Origin of the sequence: Mesorhizobium sp. M0522, from assembly GCF_040321085.1 — a bacterium.
GTDB lineage: Bacteria > Pseudomonadota > Alphaproteobacteria > Rhizobiales > Rhizobiaceae > Mesorhizobium.
Map to the genome: position 1 here is coordinate 94,940 of NZ_JAMYQW010000013.1, position 25,771 is coordinate 120,710.

Consider the following 25,771-nt stretch of genomic DNA (forward strand, 5'->3'; position numbering starts at 1 on the left):
ACCACCGTGGCCTTGGCAGACCGAATGTCGCCGTTACCGCAAATGGTTAATCAAACCGTTCAGCAGGAGCAGCAACGCCCCAGCGGCGACAGCCGCGGCCGCGTCGTCCAGCATAATGCCGGCCCCACCCCTTACCTTGTCATGCATGATACGGATGGGCCAAGGCTTGAGGACGTCGAAAAACCGGAAAGCAAGGAAGCCTGCTGCCCACCAGAGTGGGTCGATCGGAAGCATGGAAAGTGTGGCGGCGGCGCCGAAGGTCTCATCGATGACGACGATCTGCGGATCCTCCGTCCCGGTACGGGAGATAACATGCGATGACGCCCATACGCCAACGGCGAACAGTGCCGCATAGGCAAGCACGGTCAGCCAAGGCGATGCAGGTATCAGAGCTGCAGCAACCGCCACTCCAACCATTGCGCCGACCGTGCCCGGCCATATTGGAGATAATCCCGCGCCAAGAGAGGTCGCGAGCAGGTAGGCAAACTTGGGTGAAAATTTATGCATCGAGTTTCGGCCGGCTTCCGACGGATGGCAAGCAATCATAGTCACATCGTTCGGGTGCGGCCGCCAGACCGCCGGCCGATTTGCTCCGTCAGCTTGGCGAGCGCCTTATTCCGCCGGCCGCATTCGTCGAAAGAAATCGCTGTTGCGGCGAGTTGAGAATGTTGCTGAGCCCGGTCTCGGCCCGCTTTGACCAATTGGAACGTTAGCGACGGTGGAACAAACCCGCAAATTGCTGGTAAAGCTCGGTGAAACGACATCATCAGAGGAGCCGCCATGATCGCCGGTCTCATGAAAAGTCGCATCGACCCGCTATGGGAGCAGGCCGCCTCTCCGCTGATCGGGATCGGCATGACGCCGAACCAGGTTACGGCTAGCGGGCTCGTGCTCGTCGCTTTGTCCTCGGCCGCCTATGTCTATCACCATTCAAGTCTTGCCTTTGGCCTTTGCCTGGCGTTTGCCTTCACCTTCGATGCGCTGGACGGTGCGGTAGCCCGCCGGACAAATATGAGCACCAAGGCCGGTGGCTATTTCGATGCCGTCGTCGACCGTTATCAGGAATTGGCCGTCTTTGCGGCAATCGGCTGGGTCGCCGATCTGTGGGCGATCGCAATGTTCGCGTTCGCCGGCGGGATCCTGACCAGTTACGCCAAGGCGCGGACGGCGCTGGAAATCCCTGTGGAAAACCACGGTTGGCCGGATTTCTTCGAGCGGATGGAACGACTGGTTTTCATTTGCGTGCTGCTCGCCACGGACGGAGTCGCGACCGCCATGGGCGCGGCTTCGCCCTGGATTCTGGCGGGTGGGTTCGCGCTGTACGCAGTGCTGGCCAACGCCACAGCGCTGCAACGGATCAGTCGCGCATTTGCGATGCTGAAACGAGCCGACGGGAAGCAGCCGTGAGACCGCTAGAACGCGAGCATCGTATCGACCGCCGTGGGTTTTTCCAACAAAGTCGCGCGTCAGCGCCAGCCCAAGCCAGGGGCGACATGGGTCAGGATCGCCTCGATGACATGGGCATTGTAGTCGACGCCGAGCTGGTTGGGGACGGTAAGCAGCAGCGTATCGGCCTCGGCGATGGCTTCGTCGCCCTTTAGCTGCTCGATCAGGACGTCCGGTTCGGCGGCATAGGAGCGGCCGAACACCGCGCGTCTGTCTGCCTCGATGTAACCGAAATGATCTCCGCTCTGGTTGCCGCCGAAATAGGCCCGGTCGCGATCGTCGACCAGCGCAAAAATGCTCCGGCTCACCGACACCCGCGGCTCGCGCGTGTGTCCGGCCGCCTTCCAGGCCTCACGAAAAGCCCTGATCTGTTCGGCCTGCTGGATGTGAAACGGCTTTCCGCCTTCGTCGAATTTGAGCGTGGAACTCTGCAGGTTCATCCCCAGCTTCGCCGCCCATTCGGCGGTGGCGTTTGTGGCGGCGCCCCACCAGATGCGCTCGCGCAGGCCCTCCGAGTGCGGCTCGACGCGAAGCAGGCCAGGCGGGTTGGGAAACATCGGCCGCGGGTTGGGCTGCGCAAAGCCTTTGCCCAGCAACACTTCGAGCAGCACTCCGGTGTGTCTGCGGGCCATGTCGGCATCGCTCTCGCCCTCTTGCGGGGCGTAGCCGAAGTAGCGCCATCCCTCGATCACCTGCTCCGGCGAGCCGCGGCTGATGCCCAGCTGCAGACGCCCTCCGGCGATTAGGTCGGCGGCGCCGGCGTCCTCGGCCATGTAGAGCGGGTTCTCATAGCGCATGTCGATCACCGCCGTGCCGATCTCGATTCGGCTGGTCTTCGCCCCAACCGCTGCCAGCAGCGGGAAGGGCGAGGCGAGCTGGCGCGCGAAGTGATGCACGCGGAAATACGCGCCGTCCGCACCCAATTCCTCGGCCGCGACGGCCAGCTCGACGGACTGCAAAAGCGCGTCGGCTGCCGTCCGCGTCTGCGATTGCGGCGAGGGCGTCCAATGCCCGAACGAGAGGAAACCAATCTTCTTCATGAAAATAGCCAGCCTAGAGGGAAAACAGGTGCAGACTATGCTTCGGCGCAGAGCAAAGCATCCCGAAATCGGAACCGACCGCCCCAGTTTGAGGTGAACGGTCCGTTGTTGATCAGCGATGCCGTCAATGGCGAGCCTGTTGCCGGCGCCGCATCTAGGAAGGTGCCGCGAACGCGAGCACTATCGCGATGAGGATCAACAGCGGCCCCATCCATTTAAAATGGGTTCCAAAGTTGGTCCACCATGCCTGCTGTTGGCCCGGGCGAGCTTGAGAGGGGTCCGAGAAAAATCCGAAGCCGACGCCAGCCATCCACAACCCGGCGCAGAACATGATGAACTCGTCGATGTATTCCGCGACCACGCTTCGAAACTTTCGAATTTATGCCGCCGCTACATGCGCCGAATTCGAGCCGATATAGTTACGGATTGTTTCGATGATCCGGTCCTGGTCAGCCTCGCTCAGATAGGGATGCATCGGCAGGCACAGGATGCGCTTCGGCAGCTCTTCCGAAACGGCAAGGCCGGTCGGCGTGCGCGGATAATCGCGATAGGCAGTCTGGCTGTGCAGCGGTTTCACATAGTAGATGACCGACGGAATGCCCTTTTCACCGAGATGTGCCTTGAGCCCGTCGCGTTTCGGCGTTTCGATGGCGTATTGCGCCCAGGCCGAGCGGCCGCCGCCCAGATTGCGCGCTGCCTTGACGATATCGCCGAGACCTTCGGCATAGCGATTGGCGACCGCTTGCCGCACCACCATCTCGTCTTCGAGAATGGCCAGCTTCTCTATCAGGATCGCCGCCTGCAGCGTGTCGAGCCGTGAATTGATGCCGACGCGGACATTGTCGTATTGCGTTTCGCCCTTTCCGTGAAAGGCGAACGAGCGCAGCTGTTCGGCCAGCGCATCGTCATTGGTGAACATCGCACCGCCGTCGCCATAGCAGCCGAGCGGCTTTGCCGGATAGAAGCTGGTCGAGCCGACGGTGCCGAACGAGCCGCACATCTTGCCGTGAGCCGAGCCGCCGGTCGCCTGCGCCGCATCCTCGATGACCATCAGGCCTTCGCGATCGGCGATGGCCATGATCGCCTCGTAATCGGCGGCGAGGCCGAACAGGTCGACGGGAATGATTGCCTTCGGCCTCAGCCGGCCCTCCGCCTTGATCATGGCGATTGCCGCCTCGAGGCTGGCGATGTCGATATTGTAGCTGTCGGCATCGACATCGACGAACACCGGTTCGGCCTTGGTCAGCGCCACCACTTCGGCCGTGGCGGCGAAGGTGAAGCTCGGCACGAACACCGCGTCGCCCGGGCCGATGCCGGCGGCAAACAGCGGCAGCAGCAGCGCATCGGTGCCGTTGGCGCAAGCGACCACATGCTTGGTGCCGATATAGGCGGCGAGCTTGTTTTCGAGTTCGGTGACCTGAGGTCCGAGAATATAGCGGCCTTCGTCGACAACCCGGTCGATTGCGGCTTTCAGCCTGTCGCGGATGCGTTCGCGCTGCGCGCCAAGATCGATAAACTGCATGTCGGCCTCAAACGGTTTTAGCCAGATAACCGGCCGCTGGTAGCAGACTTGGCACGGCCGAGAAAGCCGCAGGGCAAAACCCTGAATTGCTCAAGTGTCGCAGCCTGTTACCTCTGATTTCCGATCTGCCCTCTTAAACGCGGGGAAATCCGGGCTTCGGCCGGCCTGATACGGGCTTCGCATCCCGCCCGCCAGGCTGGACGAAACATAAAGTGATCGCCGGTGAGCAGTCCATGGGCTGCGCACCAGCCGGTCAAGCGAGTTCATGCCGCCATGGCGGATTGGCGCCGGCCCGCGATACCGTCACCGCCGCGGCCTTGGCGCCGAGCGTCAGCGCCTTTTGGATGGCGCCTTCCGGCAAACTGGAGATTGCCGTCTTCGAGAGCAGACCCTGTTCGTGCAAGGAGGCAAGAATGCCGGCATTGAATGTGTCGCCGGCGCCGACCGTATCGACCACCTCGATCTTGTCCGGCACGACGGTGACCCGGTGCTGGCTGCTGTAACCGACCGCGCCCTCGCTGCCGTGGGTGACGACGATCAGCTTCGGACCGCGGTCCAGCCAGTTGCGGACTACGTCCTCATGCGAGCCGGCTTCGCCGAACCAGTTCAGATCCTCGTCCGACAGTTTCACGATGTCGGCCATCGCCATCATGTTGCGGATGCGCCTGAGGTGCTTGGCCTTGTCGGGAATGAAGTTTGGCCGGATGTTGGGGTCGAGCATCATCACGCGGCGCTCATGCTCGCGTCGCATGAACTCTTCATAGGCCGACCCGGCCGGCTCCGAGATCAGGCTGATGGCGCCGAACAGCATGGCCTCGATCTCGCTGCCGAGTTCCGGCAAGTCCTCGATGGTCAGCATGCGCCCGGCGGTGTTCTCGTCGTAGAAGGTGTAGGTCGCCTGGCCGTTGTTGAGCCGCACGAAGGCGAGAGTAGTCGGACGCGGCGAGGTGTGCGCATAGGTGGAACTGACCTTGCTGGCCCCCAGCGCCTCCCTGAACTGCCCGCCGAACAGATCGGACGACAGGCCGGAGAAGAAGCCGGCCGGCGCTCCGAGCCGGCCGAGCGCAATGGCCGAGTTGAAGACGGCACCGCCGACATAGGGCGCAAAGGCCGGCTCGCCCTCCGTCGTGGTGCGCGGCAGCATGTCGATCAGGGCTTCGCCGCAGCAGAGAATCATGAAGTTTTGCTTTCCGGCGGATAGATCACGCCCTTGCGAATGATGATGTTGGCATAAAGCCGCGGCTCGCTTGTCGCGACGATCGCATGCGCGGCCTTGACCCGTGCATAGAAGTCGGCGCCGGCAAGCGCAACCACCGTGCGGCCCGGCGCACGCCTGGCGCAGATCGCTTCCATCTCATGGTGAACCGGATCGGCTAGCAGGGGATCGCCTTTGGCCGAGGCGCGAAACAGCGCGTGCGGCACGGCGTCGTCGACCGGCAATACGCTCAATACCGCATCGAGCACGGGGACGAGATGATGACCGTCGGCGCGGATCAACCGTTGTGCCTGTTGCTCGGCCGGGTAGTTGCCGTCGACCAGCGCGATCTCGTCGCCATGGCCCATTGCGCGCAATATCGCCAGAAGCTCCGGGCCGAGCAGCGCCGGGATGCCGATCAGCATGCTCAGAAGCTCCGGGAAATCGTGGTCGAGCCGATGAGGAAGCGCTCCGATAGCGGCAGGCTGGCACCACCCAGCGCCCGCGCATGGATGCCGACCGTTCCCTCGCGAACGGTCGGAAGCCGCAGGCCTTCGCCGTCGATCCTGCCGATTGCCTGGATGACCGCATCAACAAGCCGCCTGCGCACGGCAAGCGGCATCCATCCGTCGATCACCGCGGCTTCGAAATCGATGACGGAGGACGCCGCAACAATGGCATAGGCGAGCGCCTGCGAGGCGCTTGCGATCCAGTCGTCGAGCTCGGCGCCGATCTCGCCCCAGTCCTGTGGCGAGGTCCACAGATGCGACGCCTCGACGCCACGCGCGTTGAGCGCCTTTTCCAGCGTGGCGATCGAGGCCACGTCGATCAATTGCGTCGGCTTGCCGTCCGGCCCGGGCACCGGCATCGAGCCCAGCGCGCCGGCATTGCCGGTTGGGCCGCCAAAAAGCCGGCCGTTCAGCACGATGCCGCCGCCGGCAAAGGCGCCGATGTAGAAATAGACGAAATCGCGCGCCGCACCCGCCGCCTGGCCAAACACGAGCTCCGCGCCGCAGGCCGAGGTGGCATCGTTCTGCAGATAGACTGGAAATTCGCATTGCGCCTGGATGTCGGCGCGAATATCGCGATGGCGCCATTCGTCCATTATTTCGAGCGGCGCGCCGGCGGTGTCGGCCCAGTTCCACAGTTCGAACGGCATGGCGATGCCAAGCCCGGCGATGCGTTTGTCCTGCGCCGGGGTGAGTTCGCCGCGCATCTTCTTCATGCCGCTCGTGACGAATTCCACCGTCTCGCGCGGCGCCGGATAGCGGTAGGAATGCTGCAGCATCGAGCGTACGTTGCCGAGGAAATCGATCAGCACCAGTTCGGCGCTGCGGCGGCCGATCTTCAGGCCGATGAAATAGGCGCCGTCGGGATTGAGCGCCATGGGTATGGAAGGCTGGCCGATCTTGCCGCGCAACGGCGCCTGGCGGACGAGCAGGTCGTCCTCCTCCAGCTCGCGCATTATGACCGAGACCGTCTGCGCCGAAAGGCCCGTCATGCGCGCAATGTCGGATTTGGCCAGGCTGCCGTGCTGACGCACCAGCGACAGCACCAGCCGCTCATTGTGGTCCCGCATGCCGCTTTGATTGGTGCCGCGGTGCAGACGGCTTTCGGCCGCATCGGGCGAGCCGTGCCTCGTAATGCCGGTCTCCACCCTGTTCCTCCCGTCGGTTCCCCTCAATGCTTTTGGTCTAGAGTGAGTGAACAATCCTGCGTTGTCAATAATAAATAAGAGTGATTTAATTATTGACAGTGCTGGCGGACTGGTGTCTCTTGCGATCGGCGTCGACACTGGGAGATTTCGTCGGACGCGCTGCAGATGCCGGTTGGCCGGCATCCTAAATGGTTCCATGGGAGGAAAATCGTGACCACGTCAAAACTGTTGAAATCCACCGTGTTTGCCGCGGCCGGACTGAGCCTGATGGCCTTTGCGTCGACGGCATCGGCCGCCGGGGTCGGCGCCTGCTTGATCACCAAGACCGACACCAATCCCTTCTTCGTCAAGATGAAGGAAGGTGCGACGGCCAAGGCCAAGGAGCTTGGCGTCGATCTCAAGACTTACGCGGGCAAGATCGACGGCGACAGCGAGAGCCAGGTGGCTGCAATCGAGAGCTGTATCGCCGACGGCGCCAAGGGTATCCTCATCACCGCGTCCGACACCAAGGGCATCGTGCCGACCGTGAAGAAAGCGCGGGACGCCGGGCTGTTGGTGATCGCGCTCGACACCCCGCTTGATCCGATCGATGCGGCTGACGCGACCTTCGCGACCGACAATCTGGAAGCCGGCAAGCTGATCGGCGCATGGGCCGCCGCGACGCTTGGCGACAAGGCCAAGGATGCCAAGATCGGCTTCCTCGACCTGACGCCGTCGCAGCCCACGGTGGATGTGCTGCGCGACCAGGGTTTCATGACGGGCTACGGCATAGACGTGAAGGACCCCAACAAGATCGGCGACGAGGACGATCCGCGCATCGTTGGCCACGACGTGACGAACGGCAATGAAGAGGGTGGTCGCAAGGCGATGGAGAACCTTCTGCAGAAGGATAACACCATCAACGTCATCCACACCATCAACGAGCCCGCAGCTGTCGGCGCCTACCAGGCGCTCAAGGCCGTCGGTCTCGAAAGCCAGGTGCTGATCGTCTCGGTCGACGGTGGCTGCCCCGGCGTGAAATCGGTGGCCGAAGGCGTGATCGGCGCTACCTCGCAGCAATATCCGCTCCAAATGGCGGCGCTCGGCATCGAGGCGATCGCCACTTTCGCCAAGGACGGGACGAAGCCGAAGCCGACCGAAGGCAAGAACTTCTTCGATACCGGCGTCAACCTAGTCACCGACAAGCCCGCCAACGGTGTGAAGTCCATCGACACCAAGGAAGGCCTCGCCAAGTGCTGGGGCTGAGCCTGGCCTGACCGGCAACAGATCGCGGTCGGCCGGGGCTTGATCCCCGGCCGCTCCGGGTGGACGATGTGCCGATCTAAACGCAAATAGTGCCGGCGGCAGACCGGAAGGCGTGGATGGCGTCGGCGGTTGGCCGAAGCCCAGGGGAGGAAACATGGCTCAAGCACAAGAATTCGAAAAAGTTCTATCGAGCAGCGACACAAGCGTCGCCGCGTTCGACGAGCATAAATCGGCCGTCAAGCGTGCCCAGCATTTCCTGCATTCCACGCCGGCAGCGGTGCCGCTCATCGTGCTGGTTCTGGCGATCATTATTTTTGGCATCACCATCGGCGGGCGTTTTTTTTCATCCTATACGCTGACGCTGATCCTTCAGCAGATCGCGATTGTCGGCATTCTGGGCGCCGCGCAGACGCTGGTGATCCTGACCGCCGGCATCGACCTGTCGATTGGCGTGATCATGGTGATTTCGGCTGTGATCATGGGCAATTGCGCGGTCAGCTACGGTATGCCGGCCGTGCTCGCGGTGGCGATCGGGCTTCTCGCCGGTGGCGCATGCGGCCTGCTCAACGGTGTGCTGGTCGCCTACATGAAGCTGCCGCCCTTCATCGTGACGCTCGGCACCTGGAACATCGTCATGGCCACCAATTTCATCTATTCGGCCAATGAGACGATCCGCGACACCGACGTCGACGTCCAGGCGCCTCTGCTGCACCTGTTTGCCCTCAGCTTTAAGGTCGGCACGGCCGTGTTGACGCTTGGCGTCATTGCCATGGTCGTTCTCGTGTTGGTCCTCTGGTACGTGCTCAACCACACCGCGTGGGGCCGCCATGTCTACGCGGTCGGCGACGATCAGGAGGCTGCGAAACTGTCGGGCATCCAGACGAAGAAGGTGCTGATGACCGTCTATGCCCTTGCCGGGCTGATCGCCGCCTTCGCAGCCTGGGTCTCCATCGGCCGCAATGGCTCGATCTCTCCTTCCGCCGCGGTCACCGACTACAATCTTCAGGCCATCACCGCGACGGTGATCGGCGGTATTTCTCTGTTCGGCGGGCGCGGCTCGATCCTCGGCACGCTGTTCGGCGCCATGATCGTCGGCGTCGTCTCGATGGGCCTCAACATGCTGGGCGCCGACCCGCAGTGGAAGGTGCTGCTCACCGGCGTGCTGATCATCGGCGCCGTGGCGATCGATCAATGGATCAGAAAGGTTTCGGCATAGCCATGACCCAGGAACCCATCCTCATCGCGCGCGGTCTGGTCAAGCGCTATGGCCGCGTCACCGCCCTCGACAACGCCGATTTCGACCTCTATCCGGGCGAAATCCTTGCCGTCATTGGCGACAACGGCGCCGGCAAGTCGTCGCTTATCAAGGCGATTTCCGGCGCGGTCGTGCCCGACGAAGGTGAGATACGACTTGAAGGCAAGCCCGTTGCGTTCAAGTCGCCGATGGAGGCCCGGGAGGCCGGCATCGAGACGGTCTATCAGAACCTGGCTCTGTCGCCGGCGCTGTCTATCGCCGACAACATGTTCCTCGGCCGGGAGATCCGCAAGCCGGGGTTCCTCGGCGAATGGCTGCGCATGCTCGACCGCCCGGCGATGGAAAAGCGCGCCCGCGACAAGCTCACGGAGCTTGGCCTGATGACCATCCAGAACATCAGCCAGGCCGTGGAAACGCTTTCCGGCGGCCAGCGTCAGGGCGTGGCGGTGGCGCGCGCCGCCGCCTTTGGCAGCCGGGTGGTGATCATGGATGAGCCGACGGCCGCGCTCGGCGTCAAGGAGAGCCGCCGCGTCCTCGAACTGATCCTCGACGTGAAGAAGCGAGGCCTGCCGATCGTGCTGATTTCACACAACATGCCGCATGTTTTCGAGGTGGCGGACCGCATCCACATTCACCGGCTCGGCCGTCGCCTGTGCGTCATCGATCCGAAGCAGTATACGATGTCCGACGCGGTCGCCTTCATGACCGGCGCCAAGGTGCCGCCGGAAGCGGCGCTGGCGGCTTGAGCAAGAACTTGAGGCCCATCGCCGAGGGCCCAAACGCGCTGTTTCCAAATGCCAAATTGCCGCAGGGCAACCCGGCTTGCGATCACCCGAATCGATTGAACATCCGGTGGGATGCACTAGCATTGGCAGAGATGGTGAAAGCCGCATGATCCTGGCAACGTCACGAGAGGCAGCATGACGCGCGCGATGACAACCGAAGCTCCTCTGCCCACGCTCAAAAACCCGGATCCCAAGACGCTCGCCGAGGAAGTCTTGCAAGCCCTCAAATACAGGGTCGGCAAGGGCACCAACGTTGCAACCCAGTACGATTGGCTCACCGCCTCAATCAAGGTTGTACGCGACCGCATAGTCGATCACTGGATGCAGGCGACCCAAGAGGCCTACGCCCAGCAGGAAAAGCGCGTCTACTACCTGTCACTGGAATTCCTCATCGGCCGCCTGATGCGCGATGCCTTCTCCAATCTCGGCCTGATGGACAATATGCGCGAGGCGCTGTCGTCGCTTGGCGTCGACCTCGACATCATTGCTACGCTCGAACCGGACGCTGCCCTTGGCAATGGCGGTCTGGGCCGGCTCGCCGCCTGCTTCATGGAAAGCATGGCGACCGTCAATATCCCCGCGCATGGCTACGGCATCCGCTACGCCAACGGCATGTTTCGGCAGGAGATCCATGACGGCTGGCAGGTGGAGCTGCCCGAGACATGGCTCGATCACGGCAATCCCTGGGAGTTCGAGCGCCGCGAACGCTCCTTCGAGGTCGGCTTCGGCGGCTCGGTGGAATCGGTCACGTCGAACGACGGCCGGCTCGAGCGCCACGTCTGGAAGCCGACCGAACATGTTCTGGCAGTCGCCTATGATACGCCGGTTGTCGGCTGGCGGGCCAACCGCGTCAACACGCTGCGTCTGTGGTCCGGCATGCCGGTCGACCCGATCCTGCTCGACAAATTCAACGCCGGCGATCACATCGGCGCGCTCGCCGAAAGCAACAAGGCCGATGCGTTGTCGCGCGTCCTTTACCCGGCCGATTCCCACAAGGCCGGCCAGGAGCTGCGGCTCAGGCAGGAGTATTTCTTCTCCACCGCCTCGCTGCAGGACATCGTCCAGCGTCATCTCAGCCAGTATGGCGACCTGCAATCGCTGCCCGACAAAGCGGCGATCCATCTCAACGACACCCATCCGGCGATCGCCGTAGCCGAGCTGATGCGCCTGTTGATGGATGTCCACGGCATGGATTTCGACCAGGCCTGGAGCATCACCAAGCGCACCTTCGGCTACACCAACCACACGCTGCTTCCCGAAGCGCTGGAAAGCTGGCCGGTGCCGCTGTTCGAGCGGCTGTTGCCGCGCCACATGCAGATCGTTTACGCCATCAACGCCGAAGTGCTGCTCGAGGCGCGCGCCTCCGACCAGTTCTCGGACGAGCAGATCAGCCGCATCTCGCTGATCCAGGAAAATGGCGATCGCCGCGTGCGCATGGGCAATCTGGCCTTTGTCGGCTCGCACTCGATCAACGGCGTCTCTGCCCTGCACACGGAATTGATGAAGGAGACGGTGTTTGCCGACCTCCACAGGCTCTACCCGGATCGCATCAACAACAAGACCAACGGGATCACACCGCGGCGCTGGCTGATACAGTGCAATCCCGGCCTCACTGCACTCACCCGAGAGGCGATTGGCGACGGCTTCCTCGACGACATCGACGAGATAAAGCGGCTTGATCCTTTCGCTGAGGACGCCGCCTTCCGCGACAAGTTCGCCGCCGTCAAACGGGCGAACAAGGCGAGGCTTGCCAAGCTCGTTGCCGACCGGCTCGGCATCAAGGTCGACCCATCGGCGCTGTTCGACATCCAGGTCAAGCGCATCCACGAATACAAGCGCCAGCTCTTGAACATTCTCGAAGCGGTCGCGCTTTACGACCAGATCCGCTCGCATCCGGAGCGCGACTGGATGCCTCGCGTCAAATTCTTCGGCGGCAAGGCGGCGCCCAGCTATCACAACGCCAAGCTGATCATCAAACTTGCCAATGACGTCGCCCGGGTCATCAACCGCGACCCGGCGGTGCGCGGCTTGCTGAAAGTGGTGTTCGTGCCGAACTACAATGTCAGCCTTGCCGAGATCATGATGCCGGCCGCCGATCTTTCGGAGCAGATATCGACCGCCGGCATGGAAGCGTCCGGCACCGGCAACATGAAGTTCGCGCTGAACGGCGCGCTGACCATCGGCACGCTCGACGGCGCCAATGTCGAGATCAAGGAATGCGTGGGCGACGACAATATCTTCATCTTCGGCCTGACCACCGATGAGGTCGCCGAACGACGCAACAATGGTTACGATCCGCGCGCTGTGATCGAGGGATCGCCTGAATTGGCGCAGGCGCTGGCCGCGGTTTCATCCGGAGTCTTTTCACCTGACGATCCGGATCGTTATCGCGACCTGATCAACGGTCTTTACCAGAGCGACTGGTTCATGGTCGCCGCGGATTTCGATGCCTACGCCGCCACACAGCGCGACGTCGATGCCGTCTGGCGCAACAGCCCGGACTGGTACGCCAGAGCCATCCGCAATGTCGCGCGCGTCGGCTGGTTCTCGTCCGATCGAACGATCCGCCAATATGCGAAAGACATATGGCACGTGCCCGCCTGATATGATTGCATGAGGCCACGAACAATGTGGTCCTAGTGGAGTGGATTTGACCCTCGCATCCCTTGGAGGGTTAGGCGGCATGCGAATGTCGAATTCAAAACTCCACTAGAAACATACACTTGGTGCCCGGGGAGGGTCACTGCCTGATGAGCAAGCCGCGCGCGACCGTTGCGACAAGCGGGCCGGACGGACTGGCGCCAGCCGGCGATGTCGCGGCGATTGTCGCCGGCACGCACGGCGATCCGTTTGCCGTGCTTGGCGTGCATGAGGCGGGAAAGGGCTTTGTCGCCCGCTGCTTCGTCCCTCATGCCGAGTTCGTCACCGCCTATACGCTGACCGGCAAGAAGGCCGGCGAGCTGTCGAGACGCGACGACCGCGGTTTCTTCGAAGGCAAACTGTCGCTGCGCAAACGCCAGCCGCTGCGCTATCACGCCAGGAATTCCGGCGGTGACTGGTGGCTGACCGATCCATATTCCTTCGGTCCCGTGCTCGGCCCGATGGACGATTATTACATCGCCGAAGGGTCGCATCTCAGGCTGTTCGACAAGCTCGGCGCCCATCTCATCGACCATGAAGGTGCATCGGGTGTGCATTTTGCGGTGTGGGCGCCCAATGCAAGGCGCGTCTCGGTGGTCGGCGACTTCAACGAGTGGGACGGCCGCAGGCATACCATGCGCGTCCGCCGCGACACCGGCATCTGGGAGCTGTTCATTCCCGACATCGGCGCAGGCCGCCCATATAAGTATGAAATCATCGGGCCGGATGGCGTGAGATTGCCGCTCAAAGCCGATCCGTTCGCCTTCAAGTCCGAACTGCGCCCGGCCACCGCCTCGGTGACGGCACTGCCGCCGGCGCATGAATGGGGTGACGAGGCGCACCGGAACTACTGGCGCAATGCCGACCACAGGCGCGAGGCCGTATCGATCTACGAGGTCCATGCCGGGTCATGGCGGCTTCACGACGACGGCAGCTTCCTGTCGTGGGATGAGCTCGCCGACAGGCTGATCCCTTACGTGGTCGAGAGCGGTTTTACCCACATCGAATTCATGCCGATCTCCGAACACCCTTATGACCCGTCCTGGGGCTACCAGACGACGGGTCTTTATGCGCCGACTGCCCGCTTTGGCGATCCGGACGGTTTTGCCCGCTTCGTCGACGGCGCCCACCGTGCAGGCATCGGCGTCATCCTCGACTGGGTCCCGGCGCATTTCCCGGTTGACGAACACGGTCTGGCAAAGTTCGACGGTACCGCGCTCTACGAACATGCCGATCCGCGCAAGGGCTTCCATCCCGACTGGAACACCGCGATCTATAATTTTGGGCGCCGCGAAGTGATTTCGTTCCTGGTCAACAATGCGCTGTTCTGGGCCGAGAAATATCACGTCGACGGACTGCGCGTCGATGCGGTCGCCTCGATGCTTTATCTCGATTATTCTCGCAAGGCCGGTGAATGGATTCCCAACGAGAAGGGCGGGCGGGAGAACCTCGAAGCGGTCAGCTTCCTGCAGCGTATGAACAAGGAGGTCTACGGCCACCATCCAGGTGTGATGACCATCGCCGAGGAATCGACCTCGTGGCCGAAAGTCTCGCAGCCGGTGCATGAAGGCGGACTGGGCTTCGGTTTTAAATGGAACATGGGCTTCATGCATGACACTTTGGAGTATTTCTCCAAGGAGCCGATCTTCCGCAAGCATCACCACAACGACATCACCTTCGGTCTGGTCTACGCCTTCAGCGAGAATTTCGTGCTGCCGCTGTCCCATGACGAAGTGGTGCACGGCAAGGGCACGCTGCTCAACAAGATGGCCGGCGACGACTGGCAGAAATTCGCGACGCTGCGCGCCTATTACGCGTTCATGTGGGGTTATCCCGGCAAGAAGCTGTTGTTCATGGGCCAGGAGTTCGCACAGCGCCGCGAGTGGAGCGAGGGGCGGGCGCTCGACTGGAACCTGCTCGATTTCCGGCTCCACCGCGGCGTCTGGCAGACGGTGCGCGATCTCAACTATCTCTACCGCTCGCGCCCCGCGCTGCATGCCCGCGACTGCGAGCCGGAGGGCTTTTCCTGGCTGATCGTCGACGACAGCGCGAACTCAGTATTTGCCTGGCTGCGCAGCGCGCCGGGCGGCAACCCGATCGCGGTCATTTCCAACTTCACGCCGGTGCCGCGCGACAATTACCGCGTGCCGTTGCCGCACGCCGGAAAATGGCGCGAGATCATCAACACCGATGCCACGGATTATGGCGGTTCCGGCAAGGGCAATAGCGGCGGCGTCGAGGCTCAGGCGGAAGGAGGAGGCATTTCGGCGACGATGCTTTTGCCGCCGCTGTCGACGATCATGCTCGAATTCGTCCCGGACTGAGCTATGTCTGGAGCATCTAACCTGGGAGGATAGGAATGGCTGAAATAAAACGAACACAGCCGCTGGCACGCGACGCCATGGCTTATGTGCTGGCCGGCGGCCGTGGCAGCCGGCTCAAGGAACTGACCGACCGCCGCGCCAAGCCGGCGGTCTATTTTGGCGGCAAGACCCGCATCATCGATTTCGCGCTCTCCAATGCGCTCAATTCCGGTATCCGCCGCCTCGGCGTCGCCACCCAGTACAAGGCGCATTCGCTGATCCGCCATCTGCAGCGCGGCTGGAACTTCCTGCGGCCCGAGCGCAACGAGAGTTTCGACATCCTGCCTGCCAGCCAGCGTGTATCGGAAACGCAATGGTATGAGGGCACCGCCGACGCCGTTTACCAGAACATCGACATCATCGAGGCCTACGGGCCGGAATACATGGTCATCCTGGCCGGCGACCACATCTACAAGATGGACTACGAAATGATGCTGCGCCAGCATGTCGAGGCCGGCGCCGACGTCACCGTCGGCTGCCTCGAAGTGCCACGCATGGAAGCCACCGGCTTCGGCGTCATGCATGTCGATCCCAAGGACACCATTATCTCCTTCATCGAAAAGCCCGCCGATCCGCCGGGCATTCCCGACAAACCGGATTTCGCGCTCGCCTCGATGGGCATCTATGTGTTCAAGACCAAATTCCTGATGGAGCAATTGCGTCGCGATGCGGCGGAGCCCGGCTCGAGCCGCGACTTCGGCAAGGACATCATCCCCTACATCGTCGAGCACGGAAAGGCGATCGCCCATCGTTTTGCCAAATCCTGCGTGCGCTCGACCGCCGAGAACGAGGCCTATTGGCGCGACGTCGGCACGGTCGACGCCTATTGGGAGGCCAATATCGACCTGACCGACATCACGCCGGAACTCGACCTTTACGACCGCGATTGGCCGATCTGGACCTATGCCGAGTTGAAGCCGCCGGCAAAATTCGTGCATGACGAGGATGGCCGCCGCGGGTCGGCCGTGTCGTCTCTCGTGTCGGGCGATTGCATCGTTTCGGGCGCTTCGCTGAAGCGAAGCCTGATCTTCACCGGCGCCCGCATCAATTCCTATTCGACGCTGGAGGAGGTCGTCATGCTGCCGGACGTCCATGTCGGCCGCAACGCCAGGCTGAAGCGCGTGGTCATCGATCACGGCGTCAGGATCCCGGAGGGTCTGGTGGTCGGCGAGGATCCCGTCCTCGACGCCAAGCGTTTCCGCGTTTCGGAAAAAGGCATCTGCCTCGTCACGCAGGACATGATCAACAGGCTGGGATCGTAGTGCATGCAGGTTCTGTCGGTGGCGCCCGAGATCTTTCCGCTGGTCAAGACGGGCGGGCTCGCCGACGTGACCGGCGCCTTGCCCGTGGCATTGGCCGGCAAGGGCGTCATCATGCGCACGCTCGTCCCCGGCTATCCTCAGGTGATGGGCGCCTTCAGGAAAAAAAAGCCGGTTCAGCAATATCCGTTGCTGCAGGGCGGCAAGGCCTCGGTGCATGCCGTCCAGATCGCCGGGCTCGACCTGTTCGTGCTTGACGCGCCGCATCTTTTCGACCGTCCCGGCGGCCCATACGGCAACGCGACCGGCGCCGACTGGCCGGACAATTGGCGGCGGTTCGCGGCCTTGAGCCAGGTAGGCGGTGATATTGCCGGCGGCGCAATCTCGGGCTACCTGCCCGATATCGTCCATGCCCATGACTGGCAGTCGGCAATGACGCTCGCCTACATGCGCTACGGCAAGGCGGTCGGCACGCCGTCGATGATCACCGTGCACAACCTCGCCTTCCAGGGTCAGTTCGGCGCCGGCATCTTTGGCGAGCTTGGCCTGCCGGCGGCGGCGATGGCGCTCGACGGCGTCGAATATTACGGCGGCGTCGGCTTCCTCAAGGCCGGCCTGCAGGCGGCGTGGGCGATCACCACGGTCAGCCCGACCTATGCGCAGGAAATCCGCTTGCCCGAATTCGGCATGGGCCTCGACGGCCTGATCAACATGCGCTCCGTCGATCTCCATGGCATCGTCAACGGCATCGATACCGAGATATGGAACCCGGAAACCGACAAGCATCTGGTTTGCAACTACACCGCAAAGACGCTCAAGGCACGGATGCCCAACAAGGCCGCGGTCGAGGACCGCTTCAGCCTCGATCGCGATGACAGCCCGATCGTCTGCGTCATCAGCCGTTTGACCTGGCAAAAGGGCATGGACATATTGGCGGCGGCCGTCGACGGCATCGTTGCAAGAGGTGCGCGGCTGGCGATCCTCGGCTCCGGCGATGCCGGGCTCGAAGGCGCATTGCTTGCCGCCGCAGCCCGCCATCGCGGCCGCATCGGCGTCGTCGTCGGCTATGACGAGGGACTCTCCCACACCATGCAGGGCGGCAGCGACGCCATCATTATCCCATCGCGCTTCGAACCTTGCGGGCTGACACAGCTTTACGGCCTGCGCTATGGCTGCGTGCCGGTGGTCGCGCGCACCGGGGGCCTTGCCGACACGATCATCGATGCCAACGAAGCCGCCATCTCTGCCGGCGTTGCGACCGGTTTCCAGTTTGCGCCCGCCAATGCCGGCGCCTTGCTGCACGCCGTCCGCCGCCTTGTCGAGGCGCATGCCAATCCCGCAGTGTGGACGTCGATGCAGCGGCAAGGCATGAAGGCCGACGTTTCGTGGGACAAAAGCGCCGAAAAATATGTCCAACACTATCGCTTGCTGCTTTCGAAAAGGGCTGCCTGACTGATGATCCGCACCGTCGCCACCAAACCCTATCCCGACCAGAAGCCCGGCACCTCCGGGCTGCGTAAAAAGGTCCCCGTGTTCCAGCAGGAGCACTATGCCGAGAACTTCATCCAGTCGATCTTCGATGCGCTGGACGGGTTCGAGGGCAAAACCCTGGTGATCGGCGGCGACGGCCGCTTCTATAACCGCGAGGTCATCCAGAAGGCCATCGCCATGGCCGCGGCAAACGGCTTCGGCAAGGTGATGGTCGGGCAGGGCGGCATCTTGTCGACGCCGGCCGCTTCGCATGTCATCCGCAAATACAAGACCTTTGGCGGCATCATCCTGTCGGCCAGCCACAATCCGGGCGGCCCGCATGAGGATTTCGGCATCAAATACAATGCCGGCAATGGCGGCCCAGCGCCGGAAAAGCTGACCGACGCGATCTTCGAAAAAACCAAGGCGATTTCAAGCTTCAAGATCGCCGATATCGGGCAGGTCGACATCGACACGATCGGCACGGTCAAGACGGGGGACATGACCGTCGAAATCATCGATCCTGTCGCCGACTATGCCGAACTGATGGAAAGCCTGTTCGATTTCGACGCATTGCGGGCGCTGTTCAAGTCGGGCTTCCGCATGCGCTTCGACGCCATGCATGCGGTGACCGGCCCCTACGCCAAGGAGATCCTCGAAAACCGGCTCGGCGCGCCCAACGGCACCGCCCGCAATTTCATTCCGCTGCCGGATTTCGGCGGCCATCATCCCGATCCCAATCTGGTGCATGCAAAACACCTCTACGACGAGATGATGGGGCCGGATGCGCCAGACTTTGGCGCCGCCTCGGATGGCGACGGCGACCGCAACCTGATTATCGGCAAGGGAATTTTCATCACCCCGTCTGATTCGGTGGCGATGCTCGCCGCCAACGCCCATCTGGCGCCGGGCTACAAGGCTGGGCTGAAAGGCATCGCCCGCTCGATGCCGACCAGCGGTGCTGCCGACCGGGTCGCCGAAAAGCTCGGCATCGGCATCTACGAGACGCCGACCGGCTGGAAATTTTTCGGCAATCTGCTCGATGCCGGCATGGCAACGATCTGCGGCGAGGAGAGTGCGGGCACCGGCTCCAACCATGTCCGCGAAAAGGACGGCCTGTGGGCTGTGCTTTTATGGCTCAACATCCTTGCCGTGCGCGGCGAAAGCGCCAAGCAGATCGTCACCCAGCATTGGGCGGCCTATGGCCGTAACTATTATTCGCGCCACGACTACGAGGAGGTCGAGATTGATCGTGCCAACGCGCTTGTCGACGAGCTGCGCGCCAAGCTCGGCTCGCTGCCTGGCACCAGCGTGCGCGGCATGACGATCGCCAGCGCCGATGATTTCGCCTATCACGATCCGGTCGACGGCTCGGTCAGCAAGAACCAGGGCATCAGGGTGTTGTTCGAAGGCGGCTCACGCGTCGTCTTCCGCCTGTCCGGCACCGGCACCTCGGGCGCGACGCTGCGGCTTTATGTCGAGCGCTACGAGCCGGACAAGAACCGCCACGATCTCGACACCCAGGAGGCACTTGCCGATCTGATCGTGGCGGCCGACGACATTGCCGGGATTCGCCGCCATACCGGCCGCGCCAAACCGAGCGTCATCACCTGATGTCGTCGGGACTATCCGCCGGCTATCGTCCGCGATTTGGCGGGCTTGCCGGGGAGGGCGGCATCCGCTTCGCCGCATGGTCCTCGTTGGCTCGGCGCATCTGGGTTTCGATTTTCGACGAACACGGCAACCGCGAAATCGACCGGCTGGAACTCCAGTCGGAAGGCGAGGGCGTCCACGCACTTTTTGTTGCCGGTCTCGCCGCTGGCACCCGATACGGGTTCCGTGCCGATGGCGACTACGCGCCGGAACACGGTTTCTGGTTCGATCCCGACAAGCTGCTGGCCGATCCCTATGCCGTCGAGATCGACAGGCCCTATGCCTATGACGGCCGGCTAGCCGCGCGCCGGGGTGAGGGGGCCGACACGGCGCCGCTGATGCCGAAAGCCATTGCTGGCGCCTTGCCGGAACCCTTGCCTGCCTTGCCGCCTCTGTTTCGGTCCGGCGGCCTCATCTACGAAGTGCCGGTACGCGCGTTCACAAAGCTGCATAAGGACATTCCCGAGAAGCAACGCGGCACCATTGGAGCGCTCGCTCACCCCCTCGTTGTCGAGCATCTGCAAAAACTCGGCGTGGCAGCCATTGAGTTGATGCCGGTGACTGCATCGATCGACGAACGGCATTTACCGCCGCTCGGTCTGCGCAACGCCTGGGGTTATAATCCCGTGACCTTCATGGCGCTCGATCCGCGACTGGCGCCCGGCGGTCTGGCCGAGTTGCGCGGAACGGTCGCCGCGCTGCGCGAGGCCGGCATCGGCACCATTCTCGACCTGGTGTTCAACCACACCGGCGAAAGCGACCGGCTCGGCCCGACATTGTCGCTGCGCGGGCTCGACAATCGCGCCTATTACCGGCACGAGGCCGACGGCGCTCTGGTCAATGACACCGGAACCGGCAATACGCTCGCCTGCGAACATCCGGTCGTCCGGGAAATGGTCCTCGACACGCTTCGCCACTTTGTCCAGCGCGCCGGTGTCGACGGATTCCGCTTCGACCTGGCGCCGATCCTCGGCCGCGTCGACGGCGTTTTCGACGCCGATGCGCCGCTGCTGAACGCCATTCGCAAAGATCCTGTTCTTGGCGACCGGGTGCTGATCGCCGAGCCTTGGGATATCGGACCGGATGGCTATCAGCTCGGCAATTTTCCGCCACCCTTCCTCGAATGGAACGACAAATGCCGTGACGATATCCGCCGTTTCTGGCGCGGCGACGGCGGCATTATCGGTGCCTTGGCGACGCGGCTTGCCGGTTCGTCCGATGTCTTTGCCAAACCAGGCCAGACAACGAGCCGCAGCATCAACTTCATCGCCGCGCATGACGGCATGACGCTGGCCGATATCGTTGCCTATGAGCACAAGCACAATGAGGCCAATGGCGAACAGAACCGCGATGGCCACGACGACAACCTGTCCTGGAACAATGGCCTCGAGGGCGAGACCGGCGACCAGTCAATCGTTACGGCCCGTTTCGATGACCAGTGCGCGCTGCTGGCGACGCTCTTTGCCTCGCGCGGCACGATCATGCTGACGGCCGGCGACGAGTTCGGCCGCACGCAGCGCGGCAACAACAACGCCTACGCGCAGGACAATGACATCACCTGGCTCGACTGGGCCGGGCGCGACCGGGCGCTGGAGCTGTACACGGTTCTGCTCGCCAAGATGCGTCGTGCCGTGCCGGCGCTTTTGGACACAACATTCCTGACCGGAGAACCGCCTGCGGGCTCGGAAATCCCAGACGTAGCCTGGCTGACGGAAACCGGCATGCCGCTCGACGAGGCCGCCTGGCACGATGCCAGGCGGCACCGGCTGGTCATGGTTCTCGGGAGCGGTGAGAACAGTCGCCTTGCGGTGGTCATCAATGGCGACCGCCGGGCCTGCATGTTCACGCTGCCGGAACGGGCGGGTTTTCATTGGCGCCCTGCCATCGAAACGGATACTGGCGACATCTCACGGCCGGTGCCTGGGCGAACGGTCATGTTCATGATCGAACGCGGGGCCGCGCGGGTGGGCGCAGGGGAGAGCCACGATGGCTGACAATGCCGAATGGTGGCGCGGCTGCGTCATCTACCAGATCTACCCGCGCTCCTACCAGGACACGACAGGCGACGGCAGCGGCGATCTCAGCGGCGTCACCTCGAGGCTGGCCCATGTCGCATCGCTGGGTGTCGACGCGGTTTGGCTGTCGCCTTTCTTCAAGTCGCCAATGGCGGATATGGGTTACGACGTTTCGGATTACTGCGCCGTCGATCCGATGTTCGGCACATTAGAGGATTTCGACGCACTGATTGCAGAGGCGCACCGGCTCGGCCTGAAGGTGATCATCGATCAGGTCTTGTCGCATTCGTCGGATCGGCACGAATGGTTCGTCGAAAGCCGCACGAGCCACGACAACCCCAAGGCCGACTGGTACGTCTGGGCCGATGCGAAGCCCGACGGCACCGCCCCCAACAACTGGCTGTCGCTTTTCGGCGGCCCGGCCTGGGAATGGGACGCAACGCGCAGGCAATATTACCTGCACAATTTCCTCGCCTCGCAGCCGGACCTGAATTTCCACAACCCAAAGGTGCAGGACGCCTTGCTGGAAACGGTGCGGTTCTGGCTCGAGCGCGGCGTCGACGGTTTCCGGCTGGATACGGTCAACTATTACGTCCACGACCGCTGGGTGCGCAGCAACCCGCCTTTGGCGGAAAGCGTCGCCGGCACCAATACGGCAACCAGCCCCTATCTCTATCAGGAGCATCTGTTCGACAAGAGCCAGCCGGAAAACCTTGCTTTCCTCAGGCGCTTCCGGGCCTTGCTTGACGAATATGAAGGCCGCGCCGCTGTCGGCGAGATTGGCGACGAAACGCGTTCCTTGCAGACACTCGCCGCCTATACCGGCGGTGGCGACAAGCTCCAAATGTCCTACACGTTCGACCTGCTCGGCCCGCAATTCTCGGCGTCGCATGTGCGTGGCTGTGTTGAGGCCTTCGAGAGTACGGTGTTCGACGGCTGGGTTTGCTGGGCGTTCTCCAACCACGATGTCGTGCGCCATGTCAGTCGATGGACAAGGCCGGGCGGCGATCCGGACAGGGTGGCGAAATTCTCGATCGTGCTGCTTTCCTGCCTGCGCGGATCGATCTGCCTCTACCAGGGCGAAGAACTCGGGCTGGAGGAGGCCGAACTGGCGTTCGAGGATTTGCGCGATCCCTTCGGCATCCGCTTCTGGCCGGCAATCAAGGGACGGGATGGGTGCCGAACGCCGATGGTCTGGGAGGCTGGCGCCGACAATGCCGGCTTTTCGACCGGCAAGCCGTGGCTTCCGGTCCCGGCAAGCCATCGTGCCCAGGCGGTCGACGTCCAGGACGGCGAGCAAACCTCCGTCCTGGCGAGCTACCGGGCGATGCTGGCCTTGCGCAAGCAGCATCCGGCGCTGGCTCGAGGCTCGATCCGGTTCCTCGATGCCGAAGGCGACGTCCTTGCTTTCATTCGCGAAGGCGGTGACGAAAAGCTGCTCTGTGTCTTCAATTTCGCCGACGAGCCGGCCGGCTGGCAATTGCCACCGGATCTGGAAGCGATAGAGCCGATAGACCTTGGCGGTGCTGCCGGCGTCTTGCAGGAAAGAACTCTGTCGCTGCCGCCGCTGGGCTGCTTCCTCGGCCGGATCGGCTGAGCTCTATTTCATTATCTCATTGAACGAGCACGGAGCGCCCGCAAGTCGCGCCGACAACCCGCACATCGGCCTCGCCGACATGCACGCCGACAGCTGCAAGCACGTTATAGACCAGTTCGTCGACCGGCGCCGTCACGCCGTTCAGAACCGTTACCACCGCCGGCTTAACCGTTCCGAGCAGGGCCGTCACGTCCAGCCCGAGGCCCAGTGCATTGACCGAGAGCGAGAGGCCGCTGACCAGCGATGTCGTGAGTGATTGCGTCAGGTTTTTTGTGGCGACAGTTTTTATCGTCTTGTTGGCGATATCGGTGCTGTCGAACGTCAATGCGGTCGGATCGTTGTTGGTGATGGCAAGTGATGACGAACCCTTCACATCGAGCAGATTGAGGGTGAGCAGCAGAAGCTTTACGCTTACCTGTGCAATCGTGGCATCGGAGAACGATTGCGGATTGCTGAAATCGGCGAAGGCCGATGGGTTGTTGTCGGCGTCGCTGGTGGCAAGGTGCAGCGAGGCCACGCCAGGCTGCGCGGCGATCGAGACCTTGATGCTATCCGGCCGGCCCGTCGGGCAGCTGATGTCGGTTAGCTTGGCTTCCGCATAGGCGACTTCGACATGCAGAGGCAGGTTGACGGACAGCAGACTGATGCCGCCGCCGAGATTGGAATTGCCGATGCCAACTGTGGTGACCAGCTTGATGCGCGTCTGCGCGGTGCGCACCACGGTGCCTTTTTCCCCGACGGCCAGCCAGGGTGAATATTGCATTGGCTCACCGATGGCGATGGCGAGCGTGGTGGCGGTAAGTCCCGGAATAGTGGCGCCGAGATCGACCTGGACCTGGTTTGAGCCATTGGCCAGCGAGGCGGCGGCACCCAGCATGCCCATCGCGCTTGCGTCGACGGAAAAGCCGGGAGACTTTTGTCCGAGGCCGAGCTTACCGATCGAGCCAAGATCGATAAGATGACTGAGGGGTATCTTGACTGTGTTGGTGGCCCTCGACGCGATCGTCTGCAGCACAAGTTTGCTGGCGCTGCCCGACCCGGACGCATTGGCCATGGCGGTCGCGATCTGGCCTACCGTCGCTTTTGACGCCAGCACGTCGGAATAGCTGACACCTGTCAGTTGCAACTGTACGGCAAGGGCATCGACGAACGAAAGCACGTTTACATCGGCCGAGATCAGCGCGTTGTAGTCCATGACGCTGAGCGAAATGTTGGCGCCCAGCAACTTGCTGAGAAGCGCGTTGAGGATGCCGCCATTGACGCTGAGGAGCCTGGACCCGACCGAGAACATCGCTTGCGGGGTCACACTGGCAATGGCTTCGGTGCCGACAACCGGAGTAGGGATGAGCGAACTGGCGAAATACCGGGCGGGGATTTTTTGCAGAGTGACGCGAACGGCGTTGTAAGGCGCTTTACCGGCTTCGAAGCGCTTGTCGACGCCAATGGAGGACGCCGCTGAGTATCGGCCGCCGGTCACCGACACGACGGTTTTGCCAACCGTGGGAACGATTGTCTGACCTGGCTTTTGAACAATGATGCCGGGCATTCGGTTGTCACTGAGCGTGGTTACCGCCGCGGCTTCCATATCTTTGATGTTCGACGCCGCGGTGATCGCCGCCAGGTCGGTCATCGCCTGGGCCTCCCTGCGCTCCGTGTAGATCGAACCTTCGTCGACAGCGAAGGCCGCCAGCCCCAGCGCGAATGGCGCTGTCAGCGCCGTCATGACGGCAAAGTTCGCCCTCTTGTCGCCAACCATCGAGCGAGCGATCCGCCCGATGCTCCTCAGCAAGAACTGCGACATTTCAAATGCCTCCAATCCTGATGGTAGATCTGCGCGAGATCGTGGTTTGCGGCATCGCAAGGCTTGGTAACAGGTTCCAGATCGGCAGGTTGCTGGCATCGTACTGGATTGACACGACAAACTGATTTCCGTCGGCCGTGCTGTCCGTCGCCTGGTAGGTCAGCTTGCCGGAATCGACGAACGGGTATCCAGTGGCATTGTTTTTGACGAAACTCGCCACCAGCGCCTGGCGCTCGGTTTGATTCAATCCGGCAATTGCGGTGCGGGCGGCATCGGCGGCGATTTGCTGCAAGGAGTTGCTTGCACCAAAATAGATACCATATGCAACCATTCCGAGCACGAGCAGGATAAAGATCGGCGAAAGCAGGGCAAATTCGACCGCGGAAGTTCCGGACTCATCTCCAATTTTGCGTAGATTCGCCCGTATTTGGCGCAATATTTTACGCTTTAATGCGACAGTGTTACTGTCTATCTTGTTCATTGCCCTTGCCCGTTGGAACTCAAGGTCGATGTGCCGATCCCATTGAAATTTGTAACCCTTGGTTGCTAAGAACCAATTAATACATTCCGGTAAACTGAAATGATCGGCCAGATTATTTCCCAGATCGGCGTTCTGGCCAGGAAACCCAGTCAAACTCATGGCTTTGACCATTGATTGGCCGCTCGCAAGGCGACTGTCCCGGCCCCTTACTTTGCGTGACCCCGAGAGTCTGTTGAAATAAAAAATCTCCACGTTACTGTTTGGCCACCAGCTGCCGGAAAGGGAACCGGCTGCGCGCTCGAAAGGAACCAACCAATCGGTTTCGGGGGCGTCAACACTTAGAGACG

Annotated in this window: 20 protein-coding genes; 11 read left to right on the forward strand and 9 right to left on the reverse strand. The window is 62.3% G+C overall.

Going from position 1 to position 25,771, the window contains the following annotated elements:
- Nucleotides 1–33 precede the first annotated feature (33 nt).
- Entirely contained in the window at nt 34–507 is a 474-nt protein-coding gene (locus tag NKI58_RS16535) for a phosphatidylglycerophosphatase A family protein (RefSeq protein ID WP_352591507.1), read from the reverse strand.
- A 273-nt stretch (nt 508–780) separates the two neighbouring features.
- On the opposite strand from NKI58_RS16535, the gene NKI58_RS16540 reads away from it, so the two are divergent.
- Entirely contained in the window at nt 781–1,407 is a 627-nt protein-coding gene (locus NKI58_RS16540; RefSeq protein ID WP_352591510.1) for a CDP-alcohol phosphatidyltransferase family protein, read from the forward strand.
- Nucleotides 1,408–1,466: 59 nt separating this feature from the next.
- Here the strand turns inward: NKI58_RS16540 and NKI58_RS16545 are convergent, their stop codons facing one another.
- The 6 genes from NKI58_RS16545 to NKI58_RS16570 form a co-directional block, all read right to left on the reverse strand.
- Nucleotides 1,467–2,486, reverse strand: coding sequence for an LLM class flavin-dependent oxidoreductase (locus tag NKI58_RS16545; RefSeq protein WP_352591513.1), 1,020 nt, complete (start codon nt 2,484–2,486; stop codon nt 1,467–1,469).
- Nucleotides 2,487–2,640: 154 nt separating this feature from the next.
- On the reverse strand, nt 2,641–2,847 hold the full coding sequence (locus NKI58_RS16550) for a hypothetical protein (RefSeq protein ID WP_352591516.1): 207 nt from the start codon (nt 2,845–2,847) through the stop codon (nt 2,641–2,643).
- Between the two features lie 18 nt (nt 2,848–2,865).
- A complete protein-coding gene (locus tag NKI58_RS16555; protein WP_352826693.1) occupies nt 2,866–4,008 on the reverse strand; it encodes a DegT/DnrJ/EryC1/StrS family aminotransferase in 1,143 nt (380 codons plus the stop codon).
- Between the two features lie 253 nt (nt 4,009–4,261).
- Nucleotides 4,262–5,185 (reverse strand): carbohydrate kinase family protein, encoded by a 924-nt coding sequence (locus NKI58_RS16560; protein WP_352591522.1) that lies wholly within the window; start codon nt 5,183–5,185, stop codon nt 4,262–4,264.
- Entirely contained in the window at nt 5,182–5,628 is a 447-nt protein-coding gene (locus NKI58_RS16565) for an RbsD/FucU family protein (protein WP_352591525.1), read from the reverse strand. The genes NKI58_RS16560 and NKI58_RS16565 overlap by 4 nt, the downstream gene beginning before the upstream one ends.
- A 2-nt stretch (nt 5,629–5,630) precedes the next feature.
- Nucleotides 5,631–6,860, reverse strand: coding sequence for an ROK family transcriptional regulator (locus tag NKI58_RS16570; RefSeq protein ID WP_352591528.1), 1,230 nt, complete (start codon nt 6,858–6,860; stop codon nt 5,631–5,633).
- Between the two features lie 267 nt (nt 6,861–7,127).
- Between NKI58_RS16570 and NKI58_RS16575 the strand changes: the two genes are divergently transcribed.
- The 10 genes from NKI58_RS16575 (at nt 7,128) to bglA (ending at nt 23,142) form a co-directional block, all read left to right on the forward strand.
- On the forward strand, nt 7,128–8,105 hold the full coding sequence (locus tag NKI58_RS16575; RefSeq protein WP_502896960.1) for a sugar ABC transporter substrate-binding protein: 978 nt from the start codon (nt 7,128–7,130) through the stop codon (nt 8,103–8,105).
- A 154-nt stretch (nt 8,106–8,259) separates the two neighbouring features.
- Entirely contained in the window at nt 8,260–9,321 is a 1,062-nt protein-coding gene (locus NKI58_RS16580) for an ABC transporter permease (RefSeq protein ID WP_292653631.1), read from the forward strand.
- A gap of 2 nt (nt 9,322–9,323) precedes the next feature.
- Nucleotides 9,324–10,106, forward strand: coding sequence for an ATP-binding cassette domain-containing protein (locus NKI58_RS16585; RefSeq protein ID WP_352470952.1), 783 nt, complete (start codon nt 9,324–9,326; stop codon nt 10,104–10,106).
- 174 nt (nt 10,107–10,280) lie between these two features.
- Nucleotides 10,281–12,749, forward strand: a complete 2,469-nt coding sequence (locus NKI58_RS16590) for a glycogen/starch/alpha-glucan phosphorylase (protein ID WP_352591532.1) — start codon at nt 10,281–10,283, stop codon at nt 12,747–12,749.
- A gap of 146 nt (nt 12,750–12,895) precedes the next feature.
- Nucleotides 12,896–15,109, forward strand: coding sequence for a 1,4-alpha-glucan branching protein GlgB (glgB, locus tag NKI58_RS16595; RefSeq protein WP_352591535.1), 2,214 nt, complete (start codon nt 12,896–12,898; stop codon nt 15,107–15,109).
- A gap of 35 nt (nt 15,110–15,144) precedes the next feature.
- Entirely contained in the window at nt 15,145–16,410 is a 1,266-nt protein-coding gene (gene glgC / locus NKI58_RS16600) for a glucose-1-phosphate adenylyltransferase (protein ID WP_352490794.1), read from the forward strand.
- Between the two features lie 3 nt (nt 16,411–16,413).
- Nucleotides 16,414–17,859 (forward strand): glycogen synthase GlgA, encoded by a 1,446-nt coding sequence (glgA, locus tag NKI58_RS16605; RefSeq protein ID WP_352591538.1) that lies wholly within the window; start codon nt 16,414–16,416, stop codon nt 17,857–17,859.
- Between the two features lie 3 nt (nt 17,860–17,862).
- Entirely contained in the window at nt 17,863–19,491 is a 1,629-nt protein-coding gene (locus NKI58_RS16610) for an alpha-D-glucose phosphate-specific phosphoglucomutase (RefSeq protein ID WP_352591541.1), read from the forward strand.
- Entirely contained in the window at nt 19,491–21,524 is a 2,034-nt protein-coding gene (gene glgX / locus NKI58_RS16615) for a glycogen debranching protein GlgX (RefSeq protein ID WP_352591544.1), read from the forward strand. The genes NKI58_RS16610 and glgX overlap by 1 nt, the downstream gene beginning before the upstream one ends.
- On the forward strand, nt 21,517–23,142 hold the full coding sequence (bglA, locus tag NKI58_RS16620; RefSeq protein WP_352624584.1) for a beta-galactosidase BglA: 1,626 nt from the start codon (nt 21,517–21,519) through the stop codon (nt 23,140–23,142). The genes glgX and bglA overlap by 8 nt, the downstream gene beginning before the upstream one ends.
- Before the next feature lie 16 nt (nt 23,143–23,158).
- Here the strand turns inward: bglA and NKI58_RS16625 are convergent, their stop codons facing one another.
- Nucleotides 23,159–24,943, reverse strand: a complete 1,785-nt coding sequence (locus tag NKI58_RS16625) for a pilus assembly protein TadG-related protein (RefSeq protein ID WP_352826691.1) — start codon at nt 24,941–24,943, stop codon at nt 23,159–23,161.
- A 1-nt stretch (nt 24,944) separates the two neighbouring features.
- On the reverse strand, nt 24,945–25,379 hold the full coding sequence (locus NKI58_RS16630) for a TadE/TadG family type IV pilus assembly protein (RefSeq protein ID WP_352591659.1): 435 nt from the start codon (nt 25,377–25,379) through the stop codon (nt 24,945–24,947).
- Between the last annotated feature and the right edge of the window lie 392 nt (nt 25,380–25,771).

Bases quoted from the DNA above. Each gene is read 5' to 3' on its own strand.
- NKI58_RS16535 (WP_352591507.1), bottom strand. From the start codon at position 507: ATGCATAAATTTTCACCCAAGTTTGCCTACCTGCTCGCGACCTCTCTT.
- NKI58_RS16540 (WP_352591510.1), top strand. From the start codon at position 781: ATGATCGCCGGTCTCATGAAAAGTCGCATCGACCCGCTATGGGAGCAG.
- NKI58_RS16545 (WP_352591513.1), bottom strand. From the start codon at position 2,486: ATGAAGAAGATTGGTTTCCTCTCGTTCGGGCATTGGACGCCCTCGCCG.
- NKI58_RS16555 (WP_352826693.1), bottom strand. From the start codon at position 4,008: ATGCAGTTTATCGATCTTGGCGCGCAGCGCGAACGCATCCGCGACAGG.
- NKI58_RS16560 (WP_352591522.1), bottom strand. From the start codon at position 5,185: ATGATTCTCTGCTGCGGCGAAGCCCTGATCGACATGCTGCCGCGCACC.
- NKI58_RS16565 (WP_352591525.1), bottom strand. From the start codon at position 5,628: ATGCTGATCGGCATCCCGGCGCTGCTCGGCCCGGAGCTTCTGGCGATA.
- NKI58_RS16575 (WP_502896960.1), top strand. From the start codon at position 7,128: ATGGCCTTTGCGTCGACGGCATCGGCCGCCGGGGTCGGCGCCTGCTTG.
- NKI58_RS16580 (WP_292653631.1), top strand. From the start codon at position 8,260: ATGGCTCAAGCACAAGAATTCGAAAAAGTTCTATCGAGCAGCGACACA.
- NKI58_RS16585 (WP_352470952.1), top strand. From the start codon at position 9,324: ATGACCCAGGAACCCATCCTCATCGCGCGCGGTCTGGTCAAGCGCTAT.
- NKI58_RS16590 (WP_352591532.1), top strand. From the start codon at position 10,281: ATGACGCGCGCGATGACAACCGAAGCTCCTCTGCCCACGCTCAAAAAC.
- glgB (WP_352591535.1), top strand. From the start codon at position 12,896: ATGAGCAAGCCGCGCGCGACCGTTGCGACAAGCGGGCCGGACGGACTG.
- glgC (WP_352490794.1), top strand. From the start codon at position 15,145: ATGGCTGAAATAAAACGAACACAGCCGCTGGCACGCGACGCCATGGCT.
- glgA (WP_352591538.1), top strand. From the start codon at position 16,414: ATGCAGGTTCTGTCGGTGGCGCCCGAGATCTTTCCGCTGGTCAAGACG.
- NKI58_RS16610 (WP_352591541.1), top strand. From the start codon at position 17,863: ATGATCCGCACCGTCGCCACCAAACCCTATCCCGACCAGAAGCCCGGC.
- glgX (WP_352591544.1), top strand. From the start codon at position 19,491: ATGTCGTCGGGACTATCCGCCGGCTATCGTCCGCGATTTGGCGGGCTT.
- bglA (WP_352624584.1), top strand. From the start codon at position 21,517: ATGGCTGACAATGCCGAATGGTGGCGCGGCTGCGTCATCTACCAGATC.
- NKI58_RS16625 (WP_352826691.1), bottom strand. From the start codon at position 24,943: ATGTCGCAGTTCTTGCTGAGGAGCATCGGGCGGATCGCTCGCTCGATG.